Source organism: Agrobacterium sp. B1(2019), assembly GCF_008274755.1.
Classification (GTDB): domain Bacteria; phylum Pseudomonadota; class Alphaproteobacteria; order Rhizobiales; family Rhizobiaceae; genus Agrobacterium; species Agrobacterium salinitolerans.
This window is the reverse complement of the sequence record NZ_VTPB01000002.1, coordinates 197,300-223,928: the sequence shown is the minus strand read 5'-3', so window position 1 is coordinate 223,928 and position 26,629 is coordinate 197,300. Positions and strand designations below refer to the sequence as shown.

Annotated in this window: 25 protein-coding genes; 20 read left to right on the top strand and 5 right to left on the bottom strand. The window is 59.9% G+C overall.

Features of this window, described 5'->3' with window-relative positions; all coding sequences use genetic code 11:
* Positions 1–94 precede the first annotated feature (94 nt).
* Complete coding sequence (locus tag AGR1_RS15905) at positions 95–940, top strand: helix-turn-helix transcriptional regulator (RefSeq protein WP_149147521.1); 846 nt, start codon at positions 95–97, stop codon at positions 938–940.
* Here the strand turns inward: AGR1_RS15905 and AGR1_RS15900 are convergent.
* Positions 937–1,833, bottom strand: a complete 897-nt coding sequence (locus AGR1_RS15900) for a helix-turn-helix domain-containing protein (RefSeq protein WP_187772241.1) — start codon at positions 1,831–1,833, stop codon at positions 937–939. The two genes, AGR1_RS15905 and AGR1_RS15900, sit on opposite strands and share 4 nt — an antisense overlap.
* Before the next feature lie 86 nt (positions 1,834–1,919).
* Here AGR1_RS15900 and AGR1_RS15895 point away from each other — a divergent pair, with 86 nt between their 5' ends.
* The 6 genes from AGR1_RS15895 to AGR1_RS15870 all read left to right on the top strand — a co-directional run bounded on the left by AGR1_RS15895 (position 1,920) and on the right by AGR1_RS15870 (position 9,838).
* Positions 1,920–3,191, top strand: coding sequence for a sugar ABC transporter substrate-binding protein (locus AGR1_RS15895; protein ID WP_149147519.1), 1,272 nt, complete (start codon positions 1,920–1,922; stop codon positions 3,189–3,191).
* 259 nt (positions 3,192–3,450) lie between these two features.
* Positions 3,451–4,311 (top strand): sugar ABC transporter permease, encoded by an 861-nt coding sequence (locus AGR1_RS15890; protein WP_065656190.1) that lies wholly within the window; start codon positions 3,451–3,453, stop codon positions 4,309–4,311.
* A complete protein-coding gene (locus AGR1_RS15885) occupies positions 4,308–5,144 on the top strand; it encodes a carbohydrate ABC transporter permease (protein WP_149147518.1) in 837 nt (278 codons plus the stop codon). Before AGR1_RS15890 ends, AGR1_RS15885 begins: the two co-directional genes overlap by 4 nt.
* Positions 5,145–5,155: 11 nt before the next feature.
* Positions 5,156–6,241, top strand: coding sequence for a sn-glycerol-3-phosphate ABC transporter ATP-binding protein UgpC (gene ugpC / locus AGR1_RS15880; protein WP_137411739.1), 1,086 nt, complete (start codon positions 5,156–5,158; stop codon positions 6,239–6,241).
* A 45-nt stretch (positions 6,242–6,286) separates the two neighbouring features.
* Complete coding sequence (locus AGR1_RS15875) at positions 6,287–8,290, top strand: aldo/keto reductase (protein WP_149147517.1); 2,004 nt, start codon at positions 6,287–6,289, stop codon at positions 8,288–8,290.
* Positions 8,291–8,605: 315 nt separating this feature from the next.
* Positions 8,606–9,838, top strand: coding sequence for a Xaa-Pro peptidase family protein (locus AGR1_RS15870; RefSeq protein WP_149147516.1), 1,233 nt, complete (start codon positions 8,606–8,608; stop codon positions 9,836–9,838).
* Positions 9,839–9,846: 8 nt separating this feature from the next.
* Here the strand turns inward: AGR1_RS15870 and AGR1_RS15865 are convergent, their stop codons facing one another.
* From AGR1_RS15865 to AGR1_RS15855, 3 genes are all read right to left on the bottom strand, one after another.
* Positions 9,847–10,164, bottom strand: a complete 318-nt coding sequence (locus tag AGR1_RS15865) for a cupin domain-containing protein (RefSeq protein ID WP_003522691.1) — start codon at positions 10,162–10,164, stop codon at positions 9,847–9,849.
* Positions 10,165–10,206: 42 nt separating this feature from the next.
* Positions 10,207–10,944, bottom strand: a complete 738-nt coding sequence (locus AGR1_RS15860; RefSeq protein ID WP_137411742.1) for a FadR/GntR family transcriptional regulator — start codon at positions 10,942–10,944, stop codon at positions 10,207–10,209.
* A gap of 110 nt (positions 10,945–11,054) precedes the next feature.
* Positions 11,055–11,852 carry an NAD(P)-dependent oxidoreductase gene (locus AGR1_RS15855; protein WP_149147515.1) on the bottom strand — a complete coding sequence of 266 codons (798 nt, stop codon included), beginning with the start codon at positions 11,850–11,852 and terminating at the stop codon, positions 11,055–11,057.
* Between the two features lie 139 nt (positions 11,853–11,991).
* Between AGR1_RS15855 and kduI the strand changes: the two genes are divergently transcribed.
* The 8 genes from kduI (at position 11,992) to AGR1_RS15815 (ending at position 19,610) form a co-directional block, all read left to right on the top strand.
* The gene (gene kduI, locus AGR1_RS15850; protein WP_137411744.1) at positions 11,992–12,816 is read left to right on the top strand and encodes a 5-dehydro-4-deoxy-D-glucuronate isomerase; all 825 of its coding nucleotides are present in this window, start codon (positions 11,992–11,994) and stop codon (positions 12,814–12,816) included.
* Positions 12,813–13,556 (top strand): 2-dehydro-3-deoxy-D-gluconate 5-dehydrogenase KduD, encoded by a 744-nt coding sequence (gene kduD, locus AGR1_RS15845; protein ID WP_149147514.1) that lies wholly within the window; start codon positions 12,813–12,815, stop codon positions 13,554–13,556. The genes kduI and kduD overlap by 4 nt, the downstream gene beginning before the upstream one ends.
* 113 nt (positions 13,557–13,669) lie before the next feature.
* Positions 13,670–14,581 carry a 5-dehydro-4-deoxyglucarate dehydratase gene (kdgD, locus tag AGR1_RS15840; RefSeq protein WP_149147513.1) on the top strand — a complete coding sequence of 304 codons (912 nt, stop codon included), beginning with the start codon at positions 13,670–13,672 and terminating at the stop codon, positions 14,579–14,581.
* A gap of 24 nt (positions 14,582–14,605) precedes the next feature.
* Entirely contained in the window at positions 14,606–15,742 is a 1,137-nt protein-coding gene (locus tag AGR1_RS15835) for a D-galactarolactone cycloisomerase (protein WP_149147512.1), read from the top strand.
* Positions 15,739–16,617 carry a D-galactarolactone isomerase gene (locus AGR1_RS15830; protein WP_149147511.1) on the top strand — a complete coding sequence of 293 codons (879 nt, stop codon included), beginning with the start codon at positions 15,739–15,741 and terminating at the stop codon, positions 16,615–16,617. The genes AGR1_RS15835 and AGR1_RS15830 overlap by 4 nt, the downstream gene beginning before the upstream one ends.
* 143 nt (positions 16,618–16,760) lie before the next feature.
* A complete protein-coding gene (locus AGR1_RS15825) occupies positions 16,761–17,738 on the top strand; it encodes a TRAP transporter substrate-binding protein (protein WP_137411749.1) in 978 nt (325 codons plus the stop codon).
* 70 nt (positions 17,739–17,808) lie between these two features.
* Complete coding sequence (locus AGR1_RS15820; RefSeq protein ID WP_149147510.1) at positions 17,809–18,330, top strand: TRAP transporter small permease; 522 nt, start codon at positions 17,809–17,811, stop codon at positions 18,328–18,330.
* Complete coding sequence (locus AGR1_RS15815; RefSeq protein WP_149147509.1) at positions 18,330–19,610, top strand: TRAP transporter large permease; 1,281 nt, start codon at positions 18,330–18,332, stop codon at positions 19,608–19,610. The genes AGR1_RS15820 and AGR1_RS15815 overlap by 1 nt, the downstream gene beginning before the upstream one ends.
* A gap of 28 nt (positions 19,611–19,638) precedes the next feature.
* Here AGR1_RS15815 and AGR1_RS15810 read toward each other — a convergent pair whose 3' ends face one another.
* Complete coding sequence (locus AGR1_RS15810) at positions 19,639–20,565, bottom strand: AraC family transcriptional regulator (RefSeq protein ID WP_137411752.1); 927 nt, start codon at positions 20,563–20,565, stop codon at positions 19,639–19,641.
* 214 nt (positions 20,566–20,779) lie between these two features.
* Here AGR1_RS15810 and AGR1_RS15805 point away from each other — a divergent pair, with 214 nt between their 5' ends.
* The 5 genes from AGR1_RS15805 (at position 20,780) to AGR1_RS15785 (ending at position 26,629) form a co-directional block, all read left to right on the top strand.
* Positions 20,780–21,661, top strand: a complete 882-nt coding sequence (locus AGR1_RS15805; RefSeq protein WP_077984210.1) for a sugar ABC transporter permease — start codon at positions 20,780–20,782, stop codon at positions 21,659–21,661.
* A gap of 4 nt (positions 21,662–21,665) precedes the next feature.
* Positions 21,666–22,550, top strand: coding sequence for a carbohydrate ABC transporter permease (locus AGR1_RS15800; RefSeq protein ID WP_149147508.1), 885 nt, complete (start codon positions 21,666–21,668; stop codon positions 22,548–22,550).
* Positions 22,551–22,552: 2 nt separating this feature from the next.
* Entirely contained in the window at positions 22,553–23,653 is a 1,101-nt protein-coding gene (ugpC, locus tag AGR1_RS15795; RefSeq protein WP_149147507.1) for a sn-glycerol-3-phosphate ABC transporter ATP-binding protein UgpC, read from the top strand.
* 43 nt (positions 23,654–23,696) lie between these two features.
* Entirely contained in the window at positions 23,697–24,965 is a 1,269-nt protein-coding gene (locus tag AGR1_RS15790) for an ABC transporter substrate-binding protein (protein WP_077984207.1), read from the top strand.
* A gap of 110 nt (positions 24,966–25,075) precedes the next feature.
* On the top strand, positions 25,076–26,629 hold the full coding sequence (locus AGR1_RS15785) for a glycoside hydrolase family 28 protein (RefSeq protein WP_149147506.1): 1,554 nt from the start codon (positions 25,076–25,078) through the stop codon (positions 26,627–26,629).

Sequence of the window (26,629 nt, the reverse complement as noted above, 5' to 3'; positions counted from 1 at the left end):
AATGGGAAACACGTCTTTATTTCTTCCCGCTTTTATTCATATTGTTTCTGGCCTGCATTTGTGTTCTGGACGATTTTCTTTGTGAGTGGGCCAAATGGCTAAAATCAAATCTGCACAGTCCGAGGGCGTGACGCTTGAAGAGCATGAGCGTAGCCTGAAATTGATTGACGGCACCAACGAGCCGGTACTGGCGCTTCATCGGGTTTATCCGACCGGGCATCGCACACCGCCCCATAACCATAGCCGTGTGCAGATTTGGTGCGCGCGCCGGGGTGTGGTGCTCGTCAGCACGGCGGACGGGCGCTGGATGATACCGCCCGGTCACGGGCTGCTCATTCCCGCAGGCCTGCAACATGAGGCCGAAATCATATCCACGGTCGAGATGCACTCGATCTACGTCCATCCCGATCTCTTCCAGGCAATGTCTCCAAAGGTCGTGGAAGTAACCGATCTGGCCTCGAGCCTTATTTCCGAATTGTTGGCCGAAGAACACCAGCCGTCGGTCTTTCACCGGCAGGGCCTGGTGCGCGCCCTTTTGCTGGATGAGGTGAATCGCCTGCCGGAACGCCCTTTGGGTTTGCCTTTTCCGAACAATCCGCGGCTGGCTGCGCTTTGCCGTGACTTCCTTAAAAAGCCGGTGGCGCGGGTGGAGATCGACGACTGGGCCGCGGCAATGGGCATCAGCCGCCGCTCCTTCACACGCCTTTTTCGTCGGGAAATGGGGGTGAGTTTCGTTACCTGGCGCCAGCAGGCCTGCATCTTTGCCTCATTGCCGAGATTGGCGGCGGGCGAAGCGGTGACCAATGTGGCGCTGGATGCGGGCTATGAAAACATCCCGGCTTTCACCACCATGTTCCGGCGGATGCTCGGCAGTTCGCCGCGCGCTTACCGCCAGGCGGCGCGGCAGCGCAGCGCCGCTTTCGCCGATAGAGGAGATTAAGCCGCCGTCGCCCGCATGTCGCGGCGGAAATCGGAAGGCGACATGCCGGCGATCTGGCGAAAGGCCTTGTTGAAGGCGCTGACCGAGCCGAAACCGCTTTCCATGGCGATTTGCAGAATATTGTCCTTGCCGGTCATCAGCATCGCCTGTGCGCGGGAAAGCCGGAGCAGGGTGAGATATTTGATAAGTGTCATGCCCGTGGATTTGCGGAACAGGTTCATTGCATATTTCGGGTGCAGCGAGGCGGCACGGGCAATTTCCGTCGCGTCGATATCGTCGAGAAAATTGGCGGCGATAAAGTCGCACATGCGCACCACGCCAATGGAGGGCGCCATGCCCTCGTCATCCTGTCTGCGGTTTCCATTCAGGGCCGAGGATATGACGGAGTAAGGCTCCAGAAACATCCGCTCGACCCGGAGCAGCAGTTCCTCCACCGCGTGCTGGGCTTTTGCCGGATCGCCCGAGGTGACGTAACGGAACCAGCGGCCGAAATTTTCCGCATCCGTTCCGTCCGTCTCGGCGCTCACCATTGTCGCACCACCCATCAATTGGCTGGAGACGGCGGCCGGCAGGCGCATGCGAAAGAAATGCACGAGCGGCAGATGCGCACCCGCGTAAAAGGAATCATCGGAGGAACGGTCCATCTGGTGCGGCTGGCCGCCCCAGAAGATGCACATCTGGCCGGCGTTGAGCGTCAGGTCGTGATCGCCCATGCGGTAATGCACCGATCCCGACATCAGGTAATTAACCTCCACCTGCGCGTGCCAGTGGGGCCGGAGCATGATGGGCGGATGGTTATGGAAAAGCTGAAGCGTTGTCGGCATGCCTTCGATGCTGCTCGCACCCGGCTGGTAGAAGGCTCTTTCGGCAATCTTACTTTCCGCCAAATCGATATTCCCTTTTTACGAGACAGATTTCCTGTCGCCGCTAATGTGCCCATGTTCGCTGAAGAACGGCAATTGAAAAAGGGAGGTTTTCAATGTGCTTGAAATTTCTTGGCGCGTCTACGGCCATGCTGCTTCTCGCAGCCCCGGCTTTCGCGCAAACCGAAACCGTCACCATCTGGAGCTGGAATGTCGCGGCTTCCGCGCTGAAATCCACGGTCGAAGGTTTTAACAAGCAGAATCCGGATATCAAGATCGTCGTTGAAGACCTTGGAAATAATCAGGTTTTTGACAAGACACTGGCCGCCTGCGCAGCCGGGGGCGATGGTCTTCCTGATATCGTCACCATCGAGAATTTTGAGGCCGAACTGTTCTGGAGCCGCTTTCCCGATTGTTTCGCCAATCTGACCGAACTTGGCTATACGCCTGAGAAACAGGCACTTTTCCCTGACTTCAAGCGCACGGAACTGGAGGTTGACGGTGTCGCCTATGCGGTTCCATGGGATTCCGGTCCGGTGGCCGTGTTCTACCGCCGTGACTTCTATGAAAAAGCAGGCGTCGATCCCGCCACGATCAAAAGCTGGGACGATTTCATCACTGCCGGCAAGAAGGTGATGGCCGCCAATCCCGGCACCGTCATGGCGCAGGCCGATTTTAACGGTGATAGCGAATGGTTTCGCATGATCGCCAACGAGCAGGGATGCGGTTACTTTTCGACCGATGGCCAGACTATCACCATCAACCAGCCCGCCTGTGTCGCGACCCTCGAAAAGGTTAAGGAGATGAAAGACGCCGGCATCATCATGGCGGCGATCTGGGATGAAAAAATTCAGGCCAATACCGCCGGCAGGGCCGCAAGCCAGATGTATGGCGCCTGGTACGAGGGCACCATCCGCTCAGGCTCTCCCGATCTCTCCGGCAAATGGGGCGTCTATCTGATGCCGAGCCTGACGCCGGACGGTCCGCATGCCGCCAATCTCGGCGGTTCGTCGCTGGCGATCAGCTCGACATCCGAGCACAAGGAAGCCGCGTGGAAATATATCGATTACGCGCTCACCACCAATGAAGGGCAGGTGACGATGCTGAAATCGTTCGGCCTCGTTCCCTCGCTGCTGTCTGCCATCGACGATCCTTTCGTCAAGGAAAAACAGCCCTATTGGGGCGGCCAAGCGGTTTGGACCGATATTCTCGCCACACTGCCGAAGATCGTGCCGAGCCGTGGCACGGCGTTCCAGTCGGATGCGGATGCGATCTACAAGGCGACGCAGACCAAATATTTCGCGGGTGGGTTTCCCGATGCGAAGGCGGCGCTCGATGATGCGGCAAAGCAGATCGAAACGGCGACGGGGCTCCCCGTAGCGCAGTAAGCCGGCGGCTGTTTTATGGACCGAGAGGGTGCTGCACGTTTCTTCTCCCCGTCGGGGAGAAGTCCGCAGCAGCGGGATGAGGGGGCGAGGGTAGCGATATCCGGTGAGCTAGCCCCCTCATCCGACCCTTCGGGCCACCTTCTCTCCCTCGGGGAGAAGAAACCAGTGGCACCGTTGTGCAAAAGCATTCCCCTCAACGGGGGAAGCTCTTTCAAGCTTTTCCATTTATCCGGCCATCGTCCGGCTTCTGGAGGTCGTCATGCCGTCTAGGAACAGGATCGCTTATGCGTTCCTTGCGCCCTATCTCCTGATTTTCGCCACCTTCTGGGTCTGGCCGATCATCAGCTCGTTCATGCTGTCGTTCCAGAATACCCGCATCAACCCATGGCGGTTCGCGCCCTCCATGAACTGGGGGCGGCTCGTTTCCGATCCGGCATTTTATAATGCGCTTTATAATACGCTGATCATTCTGGTCATTCAGGTGCCGGTCATGATCGCGCTCGCCACCGTCATGGCGGTGCTCTTGAACTCGCCGCTGCTGAAAGCACGACCGCTTTACCGTTTTGCCTTCTTTGCACCTGTCGTTGTCGGCGAGGTAGCCTATGCGGCGGTTTTCCGGCTGATGTTCAGCGCCGATTTCGGCATCATCAACAAGCTCATCACCTCCGTCGGCCTTTCGCCCGTCTCGTGGTTCGACAATGCCAATGCGGCCATGGCGCTCGTCATCATCGCGGTCACCTGGCGTTGGGCGGGGTATAACGCCATCATCATCCTGGCCGGTCTGCAATCCATTCCTGGCGATGTCTATGAAGCGGCGACGCTGGACAAGGTCAGCAAGCGGCAGCAGTTCTTTTACATCACCCTGCCGTTGCTTAAACCCATCATCCTGTTCTGCGTCGTGCTGTCGGTCATCGGCACCATGCAGCTGTTTGCCGAACCCTTCCTCATCACTAACAGGGGCGGGCCGGGCGGCGGCACGGAAACGCTGGGGCTGTTCCTCTATCGCCAAGGCTTCACGTCGCTCAATTTCGGTTACGCCTCGGCCATTGCCTACACCATGGCGGCGCTTGCCATCGCCATTTCACTCCTCAATCTCTGGGTCGGGAGGGAGCCGAAATGAGATCGAAATCGAGATCGCTTTTCTGGCAGAAGATGGCCCTGCATGCGGCGCTGACGCCGCTTGCCATCGTCTGGCTGTTTCCGCTGTGGATGATGTTCGTATTCTCCACCATGCCGGATTACGGCATTTTCAGCCCTGATATCGTGCTGGCGCCCTCCACCAACTTCATCGAGAATTTCAACAACCTGCAGGCGGATACCAATTTCCTCAGGGCCATGTTCATCTCGATCACCGTTGCCGTCATCTACACAGTTCTTTCGGTGTTCCTGACCTCCATGGCGGGCTGGGCGCTGGCGCGTTACCGCTTTGCCGGACGCAGGGTGGTGATCGCCATCATTCTCGGGACCATTACCTTGCCTTTTGCCGTTGTCGTTATCCCGCAGTTCATCATGGTGGCGCGCGAATTCAAGCTGGCCAACACCTGGGTGGCCCTGATCGTGCCGCCGCTGTTCAATTCCCTCGGCGTTTTGTTCATGCGGCAATCCTTCTCGATGATGCCGACCGAGCTTTTCGATGCGGCAAGGGTGGAGGGCGTCAAGGAATGGCAGATTTTCCTGCGCATCGCCCTGCCACTGGCACGGCCCACCATGGCGGCACTGTCGATCATTCTCTTCCTGGCCTCGTGGAACAATTACCTCTGGCCGCTTCTCATCAATTCCCGCCCAGGAATGATGACCGCACCCGTGGCGCTTGGCACCCTCATCGGGCTGACCAAAGTGTCATGGGGCGGCATCATGGCGGGGGCCGTGCTGCTCACCGCACCCATCCTCGTGGTTTTCGTGGCTTTGCAGCGCCACTTCATCGCCGGCATTTCCGCCGGGGCAGTCAAGTAAGGGGAGGCCGCATGGCGGAACTTTCGCTCAAAAACGTTGTGAAGCGTTATGGCGCGCTGGAGGTGATCCATGGCGCAAATCTGGAGGTAAAGGACGGGGAATTCGTCGTTTTCGTCGGCCCGTCCGGCTGCGGCAAATCCACGCTTCTCAGAATGATCGCCGGGCTGGAGGATATTTCCGGTGGCGATATCGTGATTGGCGGCAAGACGGTCAGCGATGCCGATCCGGCCGATCGCGGCATTGCCATGGTGTTCCAGTCCTATGCGCTTTATCCGCATATGACGGTGGCCGAAAACCTCTCATTCGGGCTCAGGATGAACGGTAACCCCAAGGCCGATACGCAAAAGCGGGTCAACCGCGCCGCGGAAATCCTGCAGATCAACGAGCTGATGGAGCGACGCCCGAAACAGCTTTCCGGCGGCCAGCGCCAGCGTGTGGCCATCGGCCGCGCCATCGTGCGCGAACCGCAGGTATTCCTGTTCGATGAGCCGCTGTCGAACCTCGATGCGGAATTGCGGGTGCAGATGCGCGTGGAAATCTCGCGGCTGCACAAGCAGCTCGGCACCACGATGATCTATGTGACGCATGACCAGACCGAGGCGATGACGCTTGCCGACAAGATCGTCGTGCTGCGGGCGGGCAATATCGAGCAGGTCGGCGCGCCGCTCGATCTTTACGACGATCCCGCCAACCGTTTCGTTGCCGGTTTCGTCGGTTCGCCGAAGATGAATTTTCTCGACGCCACCATCGTCGGCAGCAGCGCGGAGGGCGTCACGCTCTCCCTCGACAGCGATCCTACGGTGCGGCTGAGCCTGCCGGTCACGGCCCGTTTGAACGAGGGAGCCAGAGTGTCGCTCGGCATGCGGCCCGAACATTTTGCCGATGCGGGCGCGGGCGATGCCGATCTCACCGTTCATGTCGATGTCGCCGAACATCTCGGCAATACCAGCTATGTCTATGCCCGGACCGAAGGCGGCGAGCAGCTCATCATCGAGCGGCCGGAATCGCGCGATGTCGGCAATCGCGACCGACTGACTGTCGGCCTTTCCGCCCGCAGGGCTTTCCTTTTCGACAGCAAGGGCGACCGCCTGCGCTGAACCCTTTCCCAAGCACCCAAGACTGATATGAAGGACGAGGATTTCATGACGAACGAACAACCGATCCGCTGGGGCATCATCGGCCCGGGCACTATCGCCAGAACTTTTGCCGATGGCATTGCCCATTCCCGAACCGGCAGGTTAGAGGCCATCGCCACACGCAATCCGGACCGGCCCGGCCTTGCCGAGGCCTTTGCCGGTGCGCGTGTGATCCATGGGTACGATGCGCTGCTTGCCGATCCCGATATCGACGCCGTCTACATCGCCACACCCCACACCGGCCATGCCGAATGGGCGATCAAGGCGATCCGGGCGGGTAAGAACGTGCTGGTGGAAAAACCCATCGCGCTCTCAGCCTATGATGCCGACGCCATTTTCCACGAGGCGAAAAAGGCCGGCGTTTTCGCCGGCGAAGCCTATATGTATCGCCTGCATCCGCAGACGTCAAAATTGCTGGAACTCGTGAAAGCCCGCGCCATCGGCGATATCCGCATCATCCGCTCCAGCTTCGGTTTCAACATGGGCTCGTTCCGGGGCGATCACCGGCTTTTCGCCAATGAAACGGCAGGTGGCGGCATTCTCGATGTCGGCGGCTATCCGGTTTCCATGGTGCGGCTGATCGCCGGCGCCGTGGACGGAAAACCCTTCGCCGAACCGGAAAAGGTGGCGGGCGTCGCCCATCTCGGCCAGTCGGGCGTCGATGAATGGGCCTCGGCCGTGCTGAAATTCGCAAACGGCATTGTCGCCGAAGTTTCGTGCTCGATCATGGCGGCGCAGGACAATGTGCTGCGCATCATCGGCTCGGAGGGCCGTATCGAGGTCAAGGACTTCTGGTTCGCCGCCGGCCACAAGGGCGGCACCGGGCGGATCGATATTATCAGGGGCGACAAGGTGGAAACCATCGAGTTGCCGGAGGATCGCTGGCTTTATTCCTTCGAGGTCGACGCGGCCGGCGAGGCGATCCGGCATGGCAAAATGGAATTCGACGCACCCGGCATGGCCTGGGTGGACAGCCTCGGCAATCTGCGTGTCATGGATCAATGGCGGGCTTCCGTCGGGCTTGAATACAGCGTTGAAAAAGCAACGTCGCGCGTCGCGAATATTGCCGGCGGCAAGGTCGTGGCCGGAAACGCAGTGCCGAAGCGGCAGATTCCGGGCCTTGCCAAACCCGCTTCCGTGGTCGCGCTCGGTTTCGAATTCTTCCCCAATTTCGCCTCCGCATCGCTGACGCTGGATGCCTTCTATGAAGCGGGCGGCAACCTCTTCGATACGGCCTATGTCTATGGCGCAGGCAGGACGGAGACGATTTTCGGCGACTGGCACACCAGCCGTAACGTGCCGCGCGAAGAGATCGTGCTGATCGGCAAGGGCGCACATTCGCCGCTCTGCTATCCTGATATGATCGCAAAGCAGCTCGATCAGTCGCTCGCGCGGCTGAAGACGGATTATGTCGATGCCTATTTCATGCATCGCGATAATCTGGAGGTTCCGGTCGGCGAGTTCGTCGACGCCATGGATGCCGAAGCCCGGCGCGGGCGCATTCGCGGCATTTTTGGCGGCTCCAACTGGACACGCGAACGTATGGATGAGGCGGCCGCCTATGCTGCGAAGAACGGCAAGCAGGCGCCGGCCGCGCTTTCCAACAATTTTTCGCTGGCGGAAATGCTCGACCCTATCTGGGCGGGCTGCGTCGCTGCATCGGATGACGAGTGGAAAGAATGGCTGCAATCCCGCCAGATTCCCAATTTTGCCTGGTCCAGCCAGGGGCGTGGATTTTTCACGGACAGGGCAGGGCGTGACAAGCGTGACGATGAAGAAATCGTTCGCGTCTGGTATTCCGACCGCAATTTCGTTCGCCGGGACAGGGCGATCGAGCTTGCCCAGAAACTTGGGCGGCACCCGATCCATATCGCGCTCGCCTATGTCATCGCCCAGCCTTTCCCGGTCATTCCGTTGATCGGGCCGCGCACGATTGCGGAGCTGGAGGACAGTCTTTCGGCGCTGGATATCAGGCTGACAGCCGAGCAGGTGAAGTGGCTGGAGGCGTGAAAAGTAATGAGGCGGCGGGTTTATCCGCCGCCTCAACGATATTGGGCAAGATGTTGTCGCCCGTTTCTTCTCCCCGCCGGGGAGAAGGTGGCCCGAAGGGTCGGATGAGGGGGCCAGCTTTCCGGATAACTCTACCCTTGCCCCCTCATCCCGCTGCCGCGGACTTCTCCCCGGCGGGGAGAAGAACAAGCGGGAAGCGCTCGCGCAACTGACAATACTCGGCATAGAGATGTCATCTTCCACCTTCTTTCCTCTCCCGGTGACTGCTAAAGCGTAGGTTCACAAACCTGCCGCCAAACAATCACCGGGGTTCCCATGAGCGATATCGACCGAAGCCGTGCGCAGCAGCTGATGCGGGAGGCGGACATTGATGCGCTGGTGTTGTTCCAGCCCGAAGCCTTCCGTTATGCCGTCGGTGCTCCTGCCGGCGTGGCGACCATGTGGGGCAGGGCTGGTTCAGCGATTGCGCTTGTTCCAGCCGATGCCGGGGTGACGCTCGCCGCCGTTGTCAGCGATCATGCCGCTCCGCTCGTCAGGAAGGCGGTACCTGATGTCGATCTGCGCTGCCATCGCATCTGGATCGACATGGTCGATCTGTCGCAAGTCAAAACCATCGCGCAGGTGGACGACGCCTATCGCCACAACAACTCCGGTGGCCCGAGACCGGAGACATTCGACCGCGCCGCCTGTTTCGGCCTGCTGGCCGACCTGCTGCGGGAGCGCGGACTGTCGGGCGCGCGCATTGGCGCAGACCTAGAATTCATGCCCGCCGCCGATTTTCTGGCGCTGTGTCAGGCGCTGCCCGATGTCGAATGGGTTGACGGATCGCCCGTGTTGCGCCGTCTGCGCGCCGTGAAATCCAAGCGTGAGATCGAGCTTCTGCGGCGCGCGGCGGCCGCGGCTGAGGCCGGGCTGGTCGCGATGGCCGCTGCCGCCAGGCCAGGTGCGGAGCTCGGCGGGCTTTCTGCTGCCTGGAAGGCTGGCGCACATGCCCATGCCGTAAAATCCGGATTTTCGCTGAGCGGCCATTGGGATTACATATCCGTCGGACCCGCTTTGTCGGATATGGCGGCGGTTGTCACGCCGGGAGCGCTCATCAAGGCCGATGTCGGCACGCTGGTCGAAGGTTATTCATCGGATGGCGCGCGGAGTTTTTCGTGGGGGCCGGTCTCGCCGCTGGCCGCCGATGTTTTCAGCGCGTTGGAGGCGGCCTTTGCCCGTGGGCTGGAAGCGCTTCGTCCCGGCAACACATTCGGTGCGGTGCACGCCGCCATGCTGGCCTCGATGCGCAGCGATGGTTTCAGCGAATATTATCGCGGCCATTTCGGCCATTCCGTCGGCGGCGGCGTGGGCATTGAGGAATGGCCGTTCTTTTCCCATGACAATCCGGAAATCATTCTTCCCGGCATGGTCGTTGCGGTTGAAGCGCCGTTTTATGGCGAAGGACTGGGAGCGCTGATGATCGAGGACCAGTTCCTCGTCACCGCCTCCGGCGCGGAATGCATGAACAGCCTGCCACGCACCCTGCGGGATTTATCGGCGAACTGAGCGCCGGATCAGAGGAAATCGTCGCGGCGCGGGGTAAAGCAGTCGATCAGCTCGCCCTCTTCCAGACATAGGCAGCCATGCTCGATATGGCCGGGAATGACGAGACTGTCGCCCTTCTGAAGATCATAGGCCTCACCGTCGCGGTAAAAGCGGAAGCTGCCGCTGGCGACATAGGTGGATTGCACATGCGGATGGCTATGCAGCCTGCCTTCGGCGCCGGTTTTGAAGCGGAAGGAGACCACCATCAATTCCGGCGCTTCGGAAAGCACGGTGCGCTCCACGCCATCGTCGGGGGAAACGGTGGGGAAGGTCGGAAGCTGCTGCATATCGTTCTCCTCGGTCATGCAATGCGGTTTTAACTGGCGATCTCAGCGCGGCGCGCGCAGCATGGAGCGATAACGCGTCTGGCTGCTTTTCAGGTGGCTGCGCATGGCGCTGCGCGCCGCCTCTTCGTCACCGTCCTGTATCGCGATCAGGATCGCTTCGTGTTCACCGACGAGTCGGGCGAGATCGGCGGGCGAAAGCACGGTTTCCGCGCCGTTTTCGGCCACGGCGCGGCGCGGAATGAGGGTGGGGCCGAGCACCTGCAAAAACTCGCTGAAGCGGGGATTGTTGGTCGCTTCGGCAATGGCGAGATGGAAGGCGAAATCGGCTTCCGCCGTCGGCACGCCCCTGGTGGCGCTGGCGCGGAAGGCATCGAAGGCCTCGATGATCTTTTCCTCCTGCGCCGGCGAGCGGCGAATGGCGGCAAGACCGGCGGCATCACCTTCGACGGCGGTGCGCAATTCCAGCATTTCGATCAGCGAGGAGACGCGCGCAAGATCGACATTGTGGAAGGGACGTCGCTCCGTAGGTGCGGGTTCCAGTACGAAAACACCCGCGCCCTGACGCGGCTCCACCAGACCGTCGGATCGCAGCGAGGCGATCGCCTCCCGCACCACGGTACGGCTGACACCGAATTCCTGCGTCATCTGCGCTTCGGAGGGCAGACGTTCGCCCGTCTTGTAACGGCCCTTGGCGATCTGGCTGCGGAGTTCCTCCGAAACCTTCACCACAAGCGTTCTGCCTTGTGGAGGTGTCGGTTCGGAGCTTGTCGCTTTTGTCATCTTGGTCGCCGTTCTAAAAAATTGTCGGTTGCGTACACCGTTCCTCGATACGTCATTCGCGGCCTGGCATGCAATCCCGCCGTTTTAGCGGGAAACGTCCGTGCGACATTTCACGTCTCCTTGAAGATCGGGTTGTCGACAAACACGCCACCCTGAAAGCGGACAATCGGGTCGCGCGCGTCCGGCTGCGGCGTCGTTTCGGCAATCTTCCGGCGGAAGGCCTCGGCATTGTCCTTCGGTTTCCATCCAAGAAAGCCGAGATGCGAATTGTCCCACCAGCTCGCATCGTTGGCCGACGCCCCCCAGACGACGGGGCAGCCGAGCACGGGGGCGCGGAACGCCGCCGCGATCAGCGAGACGAAATCGTCATGCGAAAACCAGGTGGACAGCATGCGGTAATTAAGGGGTTCCGGCGTGCAGGAGCCGATGCGGACAAGCGCGGTCTCCTGGCCGAATTTCTCGAAATACATGCGGGCAAGGCTCTCGCCGAAACATTTGGAGACGCCGTAAAGCCCATCCGGGCGGAAGGGAACATCCGGTCCAAGCCTCTCCGTCTGCGGGTAATAACCGATCGTATGGTTCGAACTGGCGAAGATGATGCGCGGCTGGCCGTGGGCGCGGGCGGCCTCATAGAGATTATACAGCCCGATGATATTGCCCTGGAGAATCTGCTCGAAGGGCTTTTCCACGGAGATGCCGCCCAGATGCACGATGCCGTCGCAGTCGGCCACCATAGCGTCGACGGCTGCCGCATCGGCCAGGTCGCATTGCACACATTCCTCGTTAGGCCCAGCCGGATCGAGCGGGGCGAGATCGGCAAGGCGCAAAATCTCCGCCATTGGCGCGAGACGTTGACGCATCATGCGACCGAGTTGGCCTGCCGCTCCGGTAACAAGAAGCCGTTTCATTGCCAGTCTCCCTTAGCGCTTGCACGTCTCCGATGCGGTCGAGATATGGCTTCACCCCTTGACCTTGTCATACAGATCGTACAAAAAGCGGATAACATATACTATGTGCTATACGCAACAATCATGAGGGATGAGTTTCATGTTGACCGTTGAAACAAGGCAGGCCGTGAACCCGGAATATGCAAAAACGCTGGATACCGAAGGGCTCCGTCGGCATTTCCTCGCCAACGACATGTTCCGTTCCGGCGAAATCAGGCTGATCTATACGCATTATGACCGCTTTGTGATGGGCGGTGCTGTGCCGAACGGTGCGCCGCTGACGCTGGACAAGGTGGAAGAAACCAAAACACCGTCCTTCCTCGACCGGCGCGAGATGGGCATCGTCAATATCGGCGAGACCGGAACGGTCAGCGCCAGCGGCGAGACCTACACCCTCAATCGCGGTGACGTGCTTTATCTCGGTGCAGGCAGCGGCGCGGTGACCTTTGACGGGGCAGGGCGATTCTACATCACCTCCTGCCCGGCGCATCGCAGCCTGCCGGCGAAGCTCGTGACGCTGGCCAGCAGCAAAGAGGTCAAGCTCGGCGCGACCGAAACCTCCAACAAGCGCACCATCAACCAGTTCATCCATCCGCTCGTCATGGAAAGCTGCCAGCTGGTGCTGGGTTATACGACGCTGGAGGACGGTTCCGTCTGGAACACCGTTCCCTCGCATATTCATGACCGCCGCATGGAGGCCTATCTCTATTTCGGCATGGATGAGAAGTCCCGCGTGCTGCATCTGATGGGTGAGCCGCAGGAGACCCGGCATCTGTTCATTTCGAATGAAGAGGGCGCGATTTCCCCGCCCTGGTCCATCCATTCCGGCGCCGGCATCGGTTCTTACACCTTCATCTGGGCCATGGCGGGCGACAATGTCGATTACACCGACATGGACTTCATTCAGCCGGGGGATCTGAAATGAAGAATCCCTTTTCGCTTCAGGGGCGTAAGGCGCTCGTGACCGGCGCGAATACGGGGCTTGGCCAGGCGATTGCGGTTGGGCTCGCCGCGGCCGGTGCGGAGGTGGTCTGCGCCGCCCGCCGCGCGCCAGATGAAACGCTGGAGATGATCGCCAGCGACGGCGGCGAGGCCAGCGCATTGTCCATCGATTTTGCCGATCCGCTGGCGGCGAAGGACAGTTTTGCCGGCGCCGGTTTCGATATTCTCGTCAACAATGCCGGTATCATCCGCCGTGCCGATTCCGTCGAGTTTTCCGAACTCGACTGGGACGAGGTGATGGACGTCAATCTCAAGGCGCTGTTTTTCACCACCCAGGCTTTTGCGAAAGAGCTGCTGGCGAAAGGCCGATCCGGCAAGGTGGTCAATATCGCTTCGCTCCTTTCCTTTCAGGGCGGTATTCGCGTGCCGTCCTATACGGCGGCGAAACATGGTGTCGCCGGCCTAACCAAACTCCTGGCGAATGAATGGGCCGCCAAGGGCATCAATGTGAATGCCATTGCGCCCGGTTATATCGAAACCAACAATACCGAGGCGCTACGCGCCGATGCGGCCCGTAACAAGGCCATTCTCGAGCGCATCCCGGCCGGCCGCTGGGGGCGCTCGGAAGACATCGCCGGGGCCGCGGTTTTTCTGTCATCTGCGGCGGCGGACTATGTGCATGGCGCCATTCTGAATGTCGATGGTGGCTGGCTGGCGCGCTGATCCGCGCCAGTTTTCAAAATTCATCATATAACTTGTATGATGAATTGTTGACAAATCTGTGGTGAGCAGCTTAGGTGACGTTCAGTCAGTGAACTTGCAGAGGAATTTCGATGATGAACCCCGAACAAATCAAGACGGCGCTCGGCTCCGGTCTGTTGTCCTTCCCGGTCACCCATTTCGATGCCGAGGGTCGTTTTGCCGCTGATAGCTACAGGGCGCATGTGGAGTGGCTCGCCGGTTACAAGGCGCCGGTGCTGTTTGCCGCCGGCGGCACGGGCGAATTCTTCTCGCTAAAGCCGGATGAAATTCCGACGATCGTTTCCGCCGCCAAGGATGTGGCCGGTGAAACCGCCATTGTTTCCGGCTGCGGTTACGGCACCGAGATTGCCGTCGATATTGCCCGCTCCGTGGAAAAGGTCGGTGCCGATGGCATCCTGCTTCTGCCGCATTACCTTATCGATGCGCCGCAGGAAGGGCTTTACGCCCACATCAAGAAGGTGTGCCAGTCGGTCGGCATCGGCGTCATGGTTTACAACCGTGACAATTCCGTGCTGCAGGCGGATACGCTGGCGCGTCTTTGCGACGAGTGCCCGAACCTCGTCGGTTTCAAGGATGGCACCGGGGATATCGGCCTCGTACGCCAGATCACCGCCAAGATGGGCGACCGCCTGATGTATCTCGGTGGCATGCCGACGGCGGAACTGTTTGCCGAAGCCTATCTCGGCGCTGGTTTCACCACCTATTCTTCGGCGGTCTTCAACTTCGTGCCCGGCCTTGCCAACGAGTTCTATGCGGCCCTGCGTGCCGGCGAGCGGGCCACCTGCGAGCGCATTCTTGTCGATTTCTTCTATCCGTTCATGGCGATCCGCAATCGCGCCAAGGGTTACGCCGTCTCCGCCATCAAGGCTGGCGTGCGCCTGCAGGGCTTTGATGCCGGTCCGGTGCGTGCGCCGCTGAAGGATCTGACCAATGAGGAAGTCGGAATGCTCGAAGCCCTGATCGGCACGCACAAGCGCAAGGCCTGAGGACGGAATGACGGGAGGGGAGCGATGAAAATCACAGCGGTGCGGACGCATCTGCTTGAACATCGTCTGGACACGCCGTTCGAAAGCGCCTCCATGCGTTTCGACCGGCGGGCCCATGTTCTGGTGGAAATCGAATGCGACGACGGGACCGTCGGCTGGGGCGAATGCCTCGGTCCGGCGAGGCCCAACGCGGCCGTGGTTCAGGCCTATTCCGGCTGGCTCATCGGCCAGGATCCGCGCCAGACCGAAAAGATCTGGGCGGTGCTTTATAATGCCCTGCGTGATCAGGGCCAGCGCGGCCTCAGCGTCACGGCATTGTCGGGCATCGATATCGCGCTCTGGGATATCAAGGGCAAGCACTACGGCACTTCAATCTCGATGTTGCTTGGCGGGCGCTGGCGCGAAAGCGTGAAGGCCTACGCGACCGGCAGCTTCAAGCGCGATGGCGTCGACCGAGTCTCCGACAACGCCTCCGAAATGGCGCAGCGGCGGGCAGAGGGTTTTCATGCCTGCAAGATCAAGATCGGCTTCGGCATCGAGGAAGACCTTCGCGTCATCGCCGCCGTGCGCGAGGCGATCGGGCCGGATATGCGGCTGATGATCGACGCCAATCACGGCTATACCGTCACCGAAGCCATCACGCTTGGCAACCGTGCCGCTGAATATTGCATCGACTGGTTCGAGGAACCGGTGGTCCCGGAACAGCTCGATGCCTATGCCCGGGTGCGGGCGGGCCAGCCGATCCCGGTTGCGGGCGGTGAGACCTGGCACGGGCGTTACGGCATGTGGCAGGCGCTTTGCGCCGGTGCCGTGGATATTCTCCAGCCCGATCTCTGCGGCTGCGGCGGCTTTTCCGAAACCCAGAAGATTGCAGCGCTCGCCACGCTGCACGGCGTGCGCATCGTGCCGCATGTCTGGGGCACCGGTGTGCAGATTGCCGCCGCCTTGCAATTCATGGCGGCGATGACGCCCGATCCGGTGCGGGTCAATCCCATTGAGCCAATCATGGAATTTGACCGCACCCATAATCCGTTCCGCCAGGCCGTGCTGCAAAAGCCTCTCGAGGCGGTGAACGGCATTGTCGCCATCCCGGATGGTCCCGGTCTCGGCATCGAGATCAACCGCGACGCATTGACCGAATTCGGAATGCCAGACCCATGAGCGAACTCGTCAGAAAACTGAGCGGCGCAGCGCCGAATCCCGCCTTTCCGAGAGGCGCGGTCGATACGCAGATGCACATGTATCTGCCCCACTATCCTGCCTTGCCGGGTGGCCCTGGCCTGCCGCCGGGCGCTCTGCCTGGACCGGAGGATTATCGTCGCCTCATGCAATGGCTCGGCATAGACCGGGTCATCATCACGCAGGGCAACGCCCATCAGCGCGATAATTGCAACACGCTCGCCTGCGTCGCAGAGATGGGTGAGGCAGCCCGCGCCGTGGTCATCATCGATGCGACGACGACCGAAAAGGACATGGAAAAGCTTACCGCCAGCGGCGCGGTCGGGGCGCGCATCATGGACCTGCCGGGCGGTGCGGTAAACCTGTCCGAGCTGGAAGCCGTGGACGAGCGCGCGCATGCGGCCGACTGGATGGTGGCGGTGCAATTCGACGGTAATGGTCTTCTCGATCATCTGCCGCGCCTTCAGAAAATCCGCTCGCGTTGGGTGTTCGATCATCACGGCAAGTTCTTCAAGGGCATCAAAACCGATGGCCCGGAAATGGCGGCGCTTTTGAAACTCATCGACCGCGGCAATCTCTGGTTCAAGTTCGCCGGCGTTTACGAAAGTTCGCGTGAGAACTGGCCCTATGAGGACGTCGCCGCCTTTTCGCGCGTTGTCGCCGCCCATGCGCCGGAACGAATCGTGTGGGGCACCAACTGGCCGCATAATTCCATTCGCGAGACGGCCGCCTATCCCGACGATGCCCGCCTTGCGGAACTCATACTCGGCTGGCTGCCGGATGAAGCGGCGCGCCATCGGGCGCTGGTAGAAAACCCGGAAGCGCTGTTCAAGCTGCCGCCGGTCAGCGCGACATAGCTTTATTCGGGATCATTGGGGAAGGGAGGCCTCACGATCCTGTTCGAGTGAAAGGACTTTGCATGCCGGCCCGGATGGGCGTCAAAAAATCGGCCCGATAGCCTTGGAGGGGCGGGGCCGTTTCAACAATGGAGGAGGAAAGCATGAAAAAGATTGCAAGCATTATGTGCGTCGCGATGGGGATGGCGCTGTCAGGTGTTTCCGCCAGCGCACAGGAAATCACCCTGCGCTCTGCGGACATCCACCCGGATGGTTATCCGACCGTCGAGGCTGTGAAATACATGGGCGAGTTGCTGGCTGAGCGAAGCAACGGCCGCATCAAGATCCAGGTGATGAACAATTCCGTTCTCGGCGGCGAGAAGGACACGATCGAACAGACCCGCTTCGGCGTCATCGACATGAACCGCGTCAACGCCGCCCCCTTCAACAATCTGGTCAAGGAAACCACCGTTCTTGGTCTGCCTTTCCTGTTCCGCTCGACGGAGCACATGCATAACACCGTCGACGGCCCGATTGGTGATGAGGTTCTGGCGGCCTTCGAACCGCACGGCCTGATCGGTCTTGCCTTTTACGATTCCGGTGCGCGTTCCTTCTACACCACCAAGAAACCCATCGAAAAACTGGCGGACCTCAAAGGTCTTAAAATCCGCGTGCAGCAGTCGGATCTGTGGATTTCGATGATGCAGGCCTTCGGTGCCAATCCGACGCCGATGCCGATGGGTGAGGTCTATTCCTCGCTGGAAACCGGTGTGGTGGACGGCGCCGAAAATAACTGGCCGTCCTACGAATCCGCCCGCCATTATGAAGTTGCGAAAAACTATTCGCTGACGGAACATTCCCTTAATCCGGAAATCCTTGTCATTTCGAAGATTTCCTATGACAAGCTCTCGCCGGAAGACCAGAAGCTGCTGCGCCAGGCGGCCAAGGATTCCGTCGGTAAGATGCGCGAGCTCTGGAGCGCCCGCGAAAAGGCGTCGGAAGAAAAAGTCCGCGCCGGTGGTGCCAACGTCATCAAGGTCAACAAGGAGGAATTCGCTGCGGCGATGGGTCCGGTCTACGACAAGTTCGTTACCGATCCGACGATGAAAGACCTTCTGGAACGGGTGAAAGCGGTCAAGTAACGCGCGGAAAACCGGCCTTGGAAACAGGGCCGGTTTTCTTTTGTCGCCGTTGATGCGGGAGGAAAAGACAATGCGAAATTTCATGCGGGCAATCCGCCCCCTTCTCGGCGCGCTCAGCCACGCGTCGCTTTATATTGCCGGTATCGGCATGATCGCCATGACGCTGATCGTCGGCTGGCAGGTCTTTGCGCGGTATATTCTCAACGATTCACCCAGTTGGTCTGAGCCGCTGTCGCTGCATCTTATGTCATGGTTCATCATGCTGGGTGCAGCCGTTGGCGTGCGCGAGAGCGTGCATCTGGGGCTCGATATCCTGCGCTACATGATGCCGCCCCGTGTCCAGAAAGGCATGGACATGACCAGTCTAGCGCTCATCTTCTTCTTCGGCGCTGGCATGGCATGGTATGGCACGTCGCTTTCCATGGGCACCTGGACGGCGACCATTCCGGTCCTTGGTTGGCCGGGCGGAACGGATTTCTTCCCGCTGATCGGTGGCGGTTTCCTCATCGCGCTTTTTGCCGCTGAACGTTTCGTCGATCTTGCCATTGGTGAAGACATCTCGGCTGACGTCATCGTGCAGGAGGCCGCATAATGGCTTACACCATTCTCTTCGGCGTCTTCACGCTGCTAATGCTGATCGGCACGCCAATCGCTTTTTGCCTTGGCATCGCTTCCTTCGCCACGGTGCTTTATCTCGGCCTGCCGCCCATTGTGGTGTTCCAGCAGATGAATTCCGGCATGAGTGTCTTTGCAATGATGGCGATCCCGTTCTTCATCTTCGCAGGCGACCTGATGGTACGTGGCGGCATCGCCCATCGCCTCATCCGGTTTGCTGCCGGTCTCGTCGGGCACCTGCGTGGCGGTCTTGGCCAGGTCAATATCGTTGCTTCGACGCTGTTCGGCGGCATTTCCGGCTCGGCGGTCGCCGATGCTTCAGCCGTCGGCGGTTTGATGATCCCGCAAATGGCCAAGCGTGGTTATGACAGGGACTATGCCGTCAATGTCACCGTCAATGCCGCCATCATCGCGCTGATGATCCCGCCATCACACAACATGATCCTTTATTCGATCGCGGCGGGCGGCAACGTCTCGGTGGCCGATCTTTTCACCGCCGGTATCATTCCGGGTTTCATGCTTGCTGCTGCGCTGATGGTGACAGCCTATATCGTCGCCCGGCGTAAAGGCTATCCGTCCGAGCCTTTCCCGGGTTTCTCCAGGCTGATGTATTATCTGCTGGCCTCGTTTCCCGGAATTCTCTTGATCGGTATCATCTTCGGCGGTGTGCGTTCGGGCATCTTCACGGCGACGGAAAGTTCCTGCATTGCCGTGCTCTATGCCTTCTTTGTCGCCATGCTGGTCTATCGCGAGCTGAATTGGGACGGTTTTGTGGAAGCGGTGATGGGTGCGGTCCGCACCACAGCCATGGTTCTGCTGGTCATCGGCACGGCGGCCTCCTTCGGCTGGCTGATGGCCTTCTTGCAGGTGCAGACGCTGATGATTGCCGCAATCAGCACGATTTCGGACAATCCGATCATCGTCTTGCTCGTCATCAACGTCATACTGCTGCTGCTCGGCACCTTCATGGATATGGCGCCAATGGTCATCATTGCCACGCCGGTGCTTCTGCCTGTCGTAAAGGCCTTCGGCATCGACCCCGTGCATTTCGGCGTGGTGATGATCCTCAATGCCGGTATCGGCCTCAACACGCCGCCGGTGGGAACGGTGCTCTTCGTCGGCTGCGCGGTCGGCGGTATAACGATACGGGAGGCGATGCGGACGATCTGGCCGTTCTTCGGCGCCAGTATCGCCGTGCTGCTGGCCGTTACCTATATTCCGTCCCTGTCCCTATGGTTGCCGTCACTGTTCCGGTAACTCCAGTGCTTGCAAACACAAGGCCCCGCTATGCCGGGGCCTTTTCCATTTCATTGGCAAGCAGCCTTTGCTGTTCGTGTTCGTCAAAGGCCATGAGATTGCCGTGCCGGCTGCGGCGTATCCGGTTCATATGGTCGCGCGGACTTAAGCCGAGCGTGCGCTTGAACATGCGTGAAAAATAATAGGGGTCGCCGTAACCCACCTCGGCGGCCGCTGCCGAAACCGAAAGACCCGCCTCAAGAAAATGCATGGCGCGTTCCATGCGCTTGAACTCCTGATATTTGCGCGGCGTCCGACCGACCCGCTTCTGGAATTCCCGCAAGAAATAATCGCGATTATAGGGAGCCGCCTCGGTCGCCCTGCCGGCAATATCTGGGTCGAGCGGATTGGCCGAGATCATGGTGATCGCCTTCATCACGGCGAGATCGAGGCCTTCCGTCCCCTCCGGCTGGAAACTCGGGCGGTCGATCCATCCGAGGAAGGCGTCGTCGATGAAGGCGATGAGAAGCACCATGAAAAGATGGTGCTGGCCAAGCGTGACGGAGGAGGGTGGGGCGCTCTGCCGATAGTGGCGCACCAGCGGTTCCAAAAGCGGCCAGCGGCTCAGCTTCACTTTCGGTTTCAGGTCCATCTGCGCGATCAGGTTGTGGCGACCGTAAATATCCAGCGTGAAATGCTGCGCCACCCCGCGATAGGTGACGGCCTGCTCGTTCCAGCCGATAAAACGCTGACCCCGAAAAATCAGCATCGCGTCACCCGGTTCCAGCATCCGCGCCTCGCCATCGATAAGATAGTGTCCGCACCCTTCCAGACAAATGATCAGATCGTCGACCGGGTTGGATTTGTCGATCTGCCAGGTGCGCGAATGTTCCATTTTGATCGTGGCGCGCGTCAGGTTGAGGTTGAGCGCCGCAGGCGGAACGGACGAGAGTATGCCACCTTCGATTTCGTCCATCTTTTTCCTCGTCTTTGTTAATTCACCTTGGCGCGGAAATTTGGTTTTGTCACCGCATAAATTGCTTTTATGCGCCGTATCAATGAGGGAGGAGATCGGTCGCGGCGAGAAACTGCGCCATCACGCGCGCCCGCCGCCGGCCGTTCCGGGAGAATCACTTGTACGAAATTGTATTCTGTCATTCGCGTTCCGTCGGGACGCGGGGAGGAGCATTATGAAATCTCAGCGTTTCCTCGGGCTGGGATATCTGACGCCTTATATCGTCGGGCTTTTGGTCTTCACGGCCATCCCGTTCCTCGGCTCGCTCTATCTCAGCTTCACCCGTTACGATCTAATGAGCGATCCCACATGGGCGGGGCTTGCCAATTATGAGCGGCTTTTCACCCGCGACCGCACGTTTATGAAATCGCTGAACGTCACCCTGTTCTACGTGTTCCTGACGGTGCCGCTGAAGCTTGCCTTTGCCCTCTTCATTGCTGCGATCCTCAATTACAAGCTGCAATTCATCAACTTCTTCCGCACTGCCTTTTATGTGCCGTCCATCCTTGGCGGTTCGATCGCGATTGCGGTGCTGTGGCGCTATATCTTCGCGAGCGAGGGGCTTGCCAATATGGCGCTGGCCGCCGTCGGCCTGTCGCCGGTGGACTGGTTCGGCGATCCTGGCAACGCCCTTTTCACCATCACGCTGCTGCGTTGCTGGCAATTCGGTTCGGCGATGGTGATCTTTCTCGCCGCCCTGCAATCCATTGACAAGTCGATTTATGAGGCTGCTGCCATCGATGGGGCCGGCAAGGTGAGAACCTTCTTCTTCATCACGCTGCCGCTTTTGACACCCGTGATCTTCTTCAACCTCATCATGCAGATGGTGCAGGCGTTCCAGGAGTTCAACGGACCTTACATCATCACCCAGGGCGGGCCGCTGAAGTCCACTTACCTGTTGCCTCTCTACATCTATGACGAGGCCTTCAAGAAGTTCAACATGGGTTATGCCTCCGCCATTGCCTGGGTGCTTTTCACCATCATCACCGTGCTGACCCTCGTGGCCTTCTGGTCATCGAAGAAGTGGGTCTATTACGCCGGCGACAAGCGGAATTGATGCCATGACCGATATCGCAACCCTCAACGACATGCATGCGGCCCGCCGGGCAAGGCTCAGGCTGCTTTCCACCTCCGTGCGCTACGTGCTTCTCTTCGCGGTCGGCCTCGTCATGCTCTACCCGCTGATCTGGCTGGTGGGCGCAAGCTTCAAGACCAATTCGGAAATCTTCTCCGGTGCCGGTTTCATCCCGGAAAACCCGACACTGGACGGCTATGTCCGCGGCTGGGAAACCTCGACGCCTTATACGTTCGGCCGGTTCTTCTGGAATTCTTTCCTGATCATCCTGCCGAAGGTCATCGGCACGGCGATTTCCTGCACCATGGCGGCCTATGCCTTTGCCCGCTTCGATTTTCCGCTGAAGAAAATCCTGTTCGGCTCGGTCATCGCCATCCTGCTTTTGCCGAATGTCGTCACCCGCATTCCGCAATATATCCTGTTCCGCGATCTCGGCTGGCTGGACAGCTTCCTGCCGCTCTGGGTGCCGTCCGCGCTCGCCGGTGATGCCTTCTTCGTCTTCATGCTGGTGCAGTTCCTGCGCTCGCTGCCATCGGATATGGAAGAGGCCGCCCGGGTGGATGGCGCCAACAGCTTGCAGACGCTTATTTACATCGTCGTGCCGATGCTGGCGCCGGCGCTGATTTCGGTCTGCCTGTTCCAGTTCATGTGGACGATGAACGATTTCCTCGGACCGCTGATCTACCTGTCCTCGGTCGACAAATATCCGGTGAGCCTTGCGCTCAAGCTCTCCATCGACACCACCGAAGCCTTCGAATGGAACCGCATCCTGGCGATGTCGGTGCTGACGATCGCACCTGCGCTGATCGTGTTCTTCGCGGCGCAACGGTATTTCATTGAAGGGATCTCGTCCGGCGGGGTCAAGGGCTGAAAATGGCAAGCGTTCAACTTAAAAATCTCGAAAAAGTCTATGGCGGCAGTTTCAAGGCGGTGCACGGCATCGATCTCGATGTCGAGGATGGTGAGTTTATGGTATTCGTCGGCCCTTCCGGCTGCGCCAAATCCACGACGCTGCGCATGGTGGCGGGGTTGGAGGAAATCACCGGCGGCGAAATCCTGATCGGCGACCAGCGTGTCAACGACCTGCCGCCCGGCAAGCGCTCCATCGCCATGGTGTTTCAGAATTATGCGCTTTATCCGCATATGAAGGTGCGCGGCAATCTCGCCTTCGGCCTGAAGATCGCCGGTGTCGCAAAACCCGAAATCGAAAAGGCAATCGACAATGTCGCGCGCATTCTCGAAATCGAGCCGCTGCTAGACCGTCTGCCTAAACAGCTTTCCGGCGGGCAGGCGCAGCGTGTGGCGCTGGGCCGCGCGCTCATCAAGAAGCCCGGCGTGTTCCTGTTCGACGAGCCTCTGTCCAATCTCGATGCAAAGCTTCGCGCCTCCATGCGGGTGCGCATCACCGATCTGCACCGTCAGTTGAAGGCGGAAGGCCTGTCTTCGACGGTGATTTACGTCACCCATGACCAGACGGAAGCCATGACCATGGGCGACCGTATCTGCGTCATGCAGGCCGGCCGCATCATGCAGGTCGCGACCCCGAAGGAGCTTTATAACCACCCCGCCAATCTTTTCGTCGCCGGCTTCATCGGCACGCCGGAAATGAACCTGGTGGATGTGGCAATCGAGGGCGCGGAGTTCGCCATCGCCGGCCAGCGCCTGCCCATCGGCGCGCATCTGGAGCAGCGGCTATCGGCCAGCCCCGCGGATGCGGTCATCGGCATCCGCCCGCAACATCTGTCATTGACGGAGGCGACCGATGGCCCGGCGCTGCAGGCGAAGCTCACCAATGCGGAATTCATGGGCCACGAGGTCTATCTGCATGCCGATCTCGGCGGCCAGAAGCTGGTGAGTGTGGTCGGTGCGGCCGAATTCGAGGCGCTCGGGCGTGACGACATCCTGCGGCTCAAACCGGATCCGGAGAAGCTGCATATTTTCGATAAGGCCGATGGCCGCAACGTCTCGCTGTGAGGAGGGAACGGGCGTGCCTGATTTTTCGAGGAGGAGAAGAACAATGAAGACGATGACCAGAATGATGGCGATGCTTGCCGGTGCCGCCTATGTGGCGATGGCAGCCGCTCCGGCGGCAGGTGCTGCGGAACTGCGAATGTCCTGGTGGGGCGGCGAAAGCCGCCATGTCGCCACCCAGAAGGCCATTGCCGCCTGCGGTGAGAAATATGGCCATACAGTCAAGGGTGAATTTACCGGCTTCGACGGCTATCTGGAAAAGCTGACCACGCAGATGGCCGGCAAGACGGAAGCAGATATTGTTCAGGTCAACTGGCCATGGCTGCCGCTGTTTTCCAAGAACGGCGAGGGTTTTGCCGATCTGCGCCAGCTGAAACCGCTCGATCTTTCCCAATGGGCCGAGAGCGATCTGGACGCCGGTTCGATGAACGGCGTGTTGCAGGGGCTTTCCGTTTCCACCACCGGCCGCGTCTTCTTCTTCAACGTCACCACCTTCGAAAAGGCCGGTGTTGAAATTCCGAAGACATGGGACGAGTTCTTTGCGGCAACCAAGACCATCAAGGAAAAGCTCGGCAAGGACTATTACACCTTCAATGCCGTGAAGGAGACTGCCCAGCTGCTGGTGACGCTGGCTGTCGTGCAGAAGACCGGCAAGGATCTGGTCGATCCCAAGACCAACCGCGTGGCCTGGACGCCGGAGGAACTGGCAGAGGGCATCTCCTTCGTCGGTAAGTTGGTCGAAACCGGTTCCATCCGCTCCCAGAAAGAGGAAGCGGCCGACGGTAACGTCAATCTCTATGAGAAGCCGTCCTGGTCGGAAGGCCGCATCGCCGGCTCCTATGAATGGGATTCGACCTATTCGAAATATGCCGACCCCCTAAAGGAAGGGCAGGTTCTGAAACCGGTACCGATGCTGAAGCGTGCCGATGCCGTGACAGAGGGTGTCTATCGCAAGCCTTCTATGGTGTTTTCGATCTCGAAAAACTCGAAGAACCCGGAAGCGGCTGCGCAAATCCTTAACTGCCTGCTGAACGAACCGGAGGGCATCGATGCGCTTGGCACCTCGCGCGGTTTGCCCGCATCGAAGGCCGCGGCGGCGCGTCTGGGGGGCAAGGGCGAGCCGGAAGTGCGGGCCGCCAACGCCATCGTCATGGCGGCATCGGGACCAGTGGTTTCGCCCTTCAACGAACATCCTGAAATCCGATCGGGCTTTATCGATACGCTTGAGGAATATGCCTATGGCCAGCTGACGGCGGAAGAGGCCGCCGAGCAGATCATCGATACGACCAACGATGTTCTTGCCAAGTTCGATTGATGACAATGGCCCGCCGCCTCCGGTGGCGGGCCCTCTATCCGGACGCCGGACGATATGAAGCATGTCCGCCAAGTGTTTGGTCGGCTATGCAAAAAAGACGAGAAGAGAGCATGAACGAACCCGTTATCATCGCGTCTTCGGCGCGAATGGCTGCGCTTTGCCTTGCTGCGCCCGGTGCCCGATATTTCCTTCCGTCCAAAACGGAATGGCGTCTGACGTCGCCGGATGGCGACGAACGGCGCGGTGAAACCGCGTCCGTGGTGACGCTGCTGGATGATCTCTCCCCGGATACCCGTTATCTCTTCGAGGCGGAGGGGTTCGCGACGCTGGCGTTCAACACCGCCTCCTGCGCCGGGCTTGTCGAGGCTGCGGCATTTTCCCTGATGTCGAATGTTGCGCTTGATGATGAAGAAGGTGCGCGCGCCAACGCGCAGGCGCTGGAAAGGGCCGTGGCCGCGGTGCCGCACGGCGGCACGTTGCGTCTCGGGGGCGGTCTCTGGACGGCATTTCCCGTACGCCTCAAAAGCAATATGACCTTCCACCTTGCCGAAGGAGCCGTGCTGCGCGCGCCCTCCACCCGCAGGGGCTGGCCGATCCTGCCTGCCCGCGATGAGGCAGGCCGTATGCTCGGAAGCTGGGAAGGCTTGCCGGACGCCTGTTTCGCCGCGCCGGTTCATGCGATTGCGGTAGACAATCTCGTCATCGAGGGCAGGGGCGTTCTCGACGGTTCGGGCGACAGAGGCGATTGGTGGAGCTGGCCGAAAGAAACCCGCGATGGCGCGCGCCGACCGCGCGGCCTGCATCTCGTTTCCTGCCGGAAGACAAACCTGCTCGGTTTCACGATCCGAAACGCTGCCTCCTGGACGATCCATCCGCAGGGCTGCGAAGACTTGATTGCCGCCGGCCTCAGCATCGTCGCGCCCCATGACAGCCCGAACACCGATGGTTTCAACCCGGAAAGCTGCCGCAACGTCACGATATCAGGCGTGCGCTTTTCCGTCGGCGACGATTGCATTGCGGTGAAGGCGGGAAAGCGCGGTCCTGATGGCGAGAACGATCATCTTTCGGAAACGCGGGGCGTTCGGGTGCGCCATTGCCTGATGGAACGAGGCCATGGCGGGCTGGTGATCGGTTCGGAAATGTCCGGCGGTGTGCATGACGTGGCGGTTGAGGATTGCGAGATGGTCGGCACGGATCGCGGCCTGCGCCTCAAGACACGGCGCGGGCGCGGCGGCACCGTCAGCAACGTTGCCATGCGCCGGGTGCTGCTGGATGGCGTGCAGACCGCGCTTTCCGCCAATGCCCATTATCATTGCGATGCCGATGGACATGACGACTGGGTGCAATCGCGAAACCCGGCACCGGTCGATGGCGGCACGCCTTTTATCGACGGCATTAGCGTGGAGGACGTCGAGATCCGCAATCTCTCCCATGCGGCCGGCGCTTTTCTGGGCCTTGCCGAAGCGCCCATCCGCAACGTCGCCATCCGCAAACTCACCATCGTCTCGCGCGATCCTTCGGCCATCGCAACGCCGCCGATCATGGCCGACGGGGTGCGTCCCATGCGCCATGAGGCGATTGTTTTCGAGCAGGCGCATATAGTCTGCGATAATCCTGCCCTGTTGAGCGATGCTTCCGTTTCCATTGTGTCAGATTCCGATTGA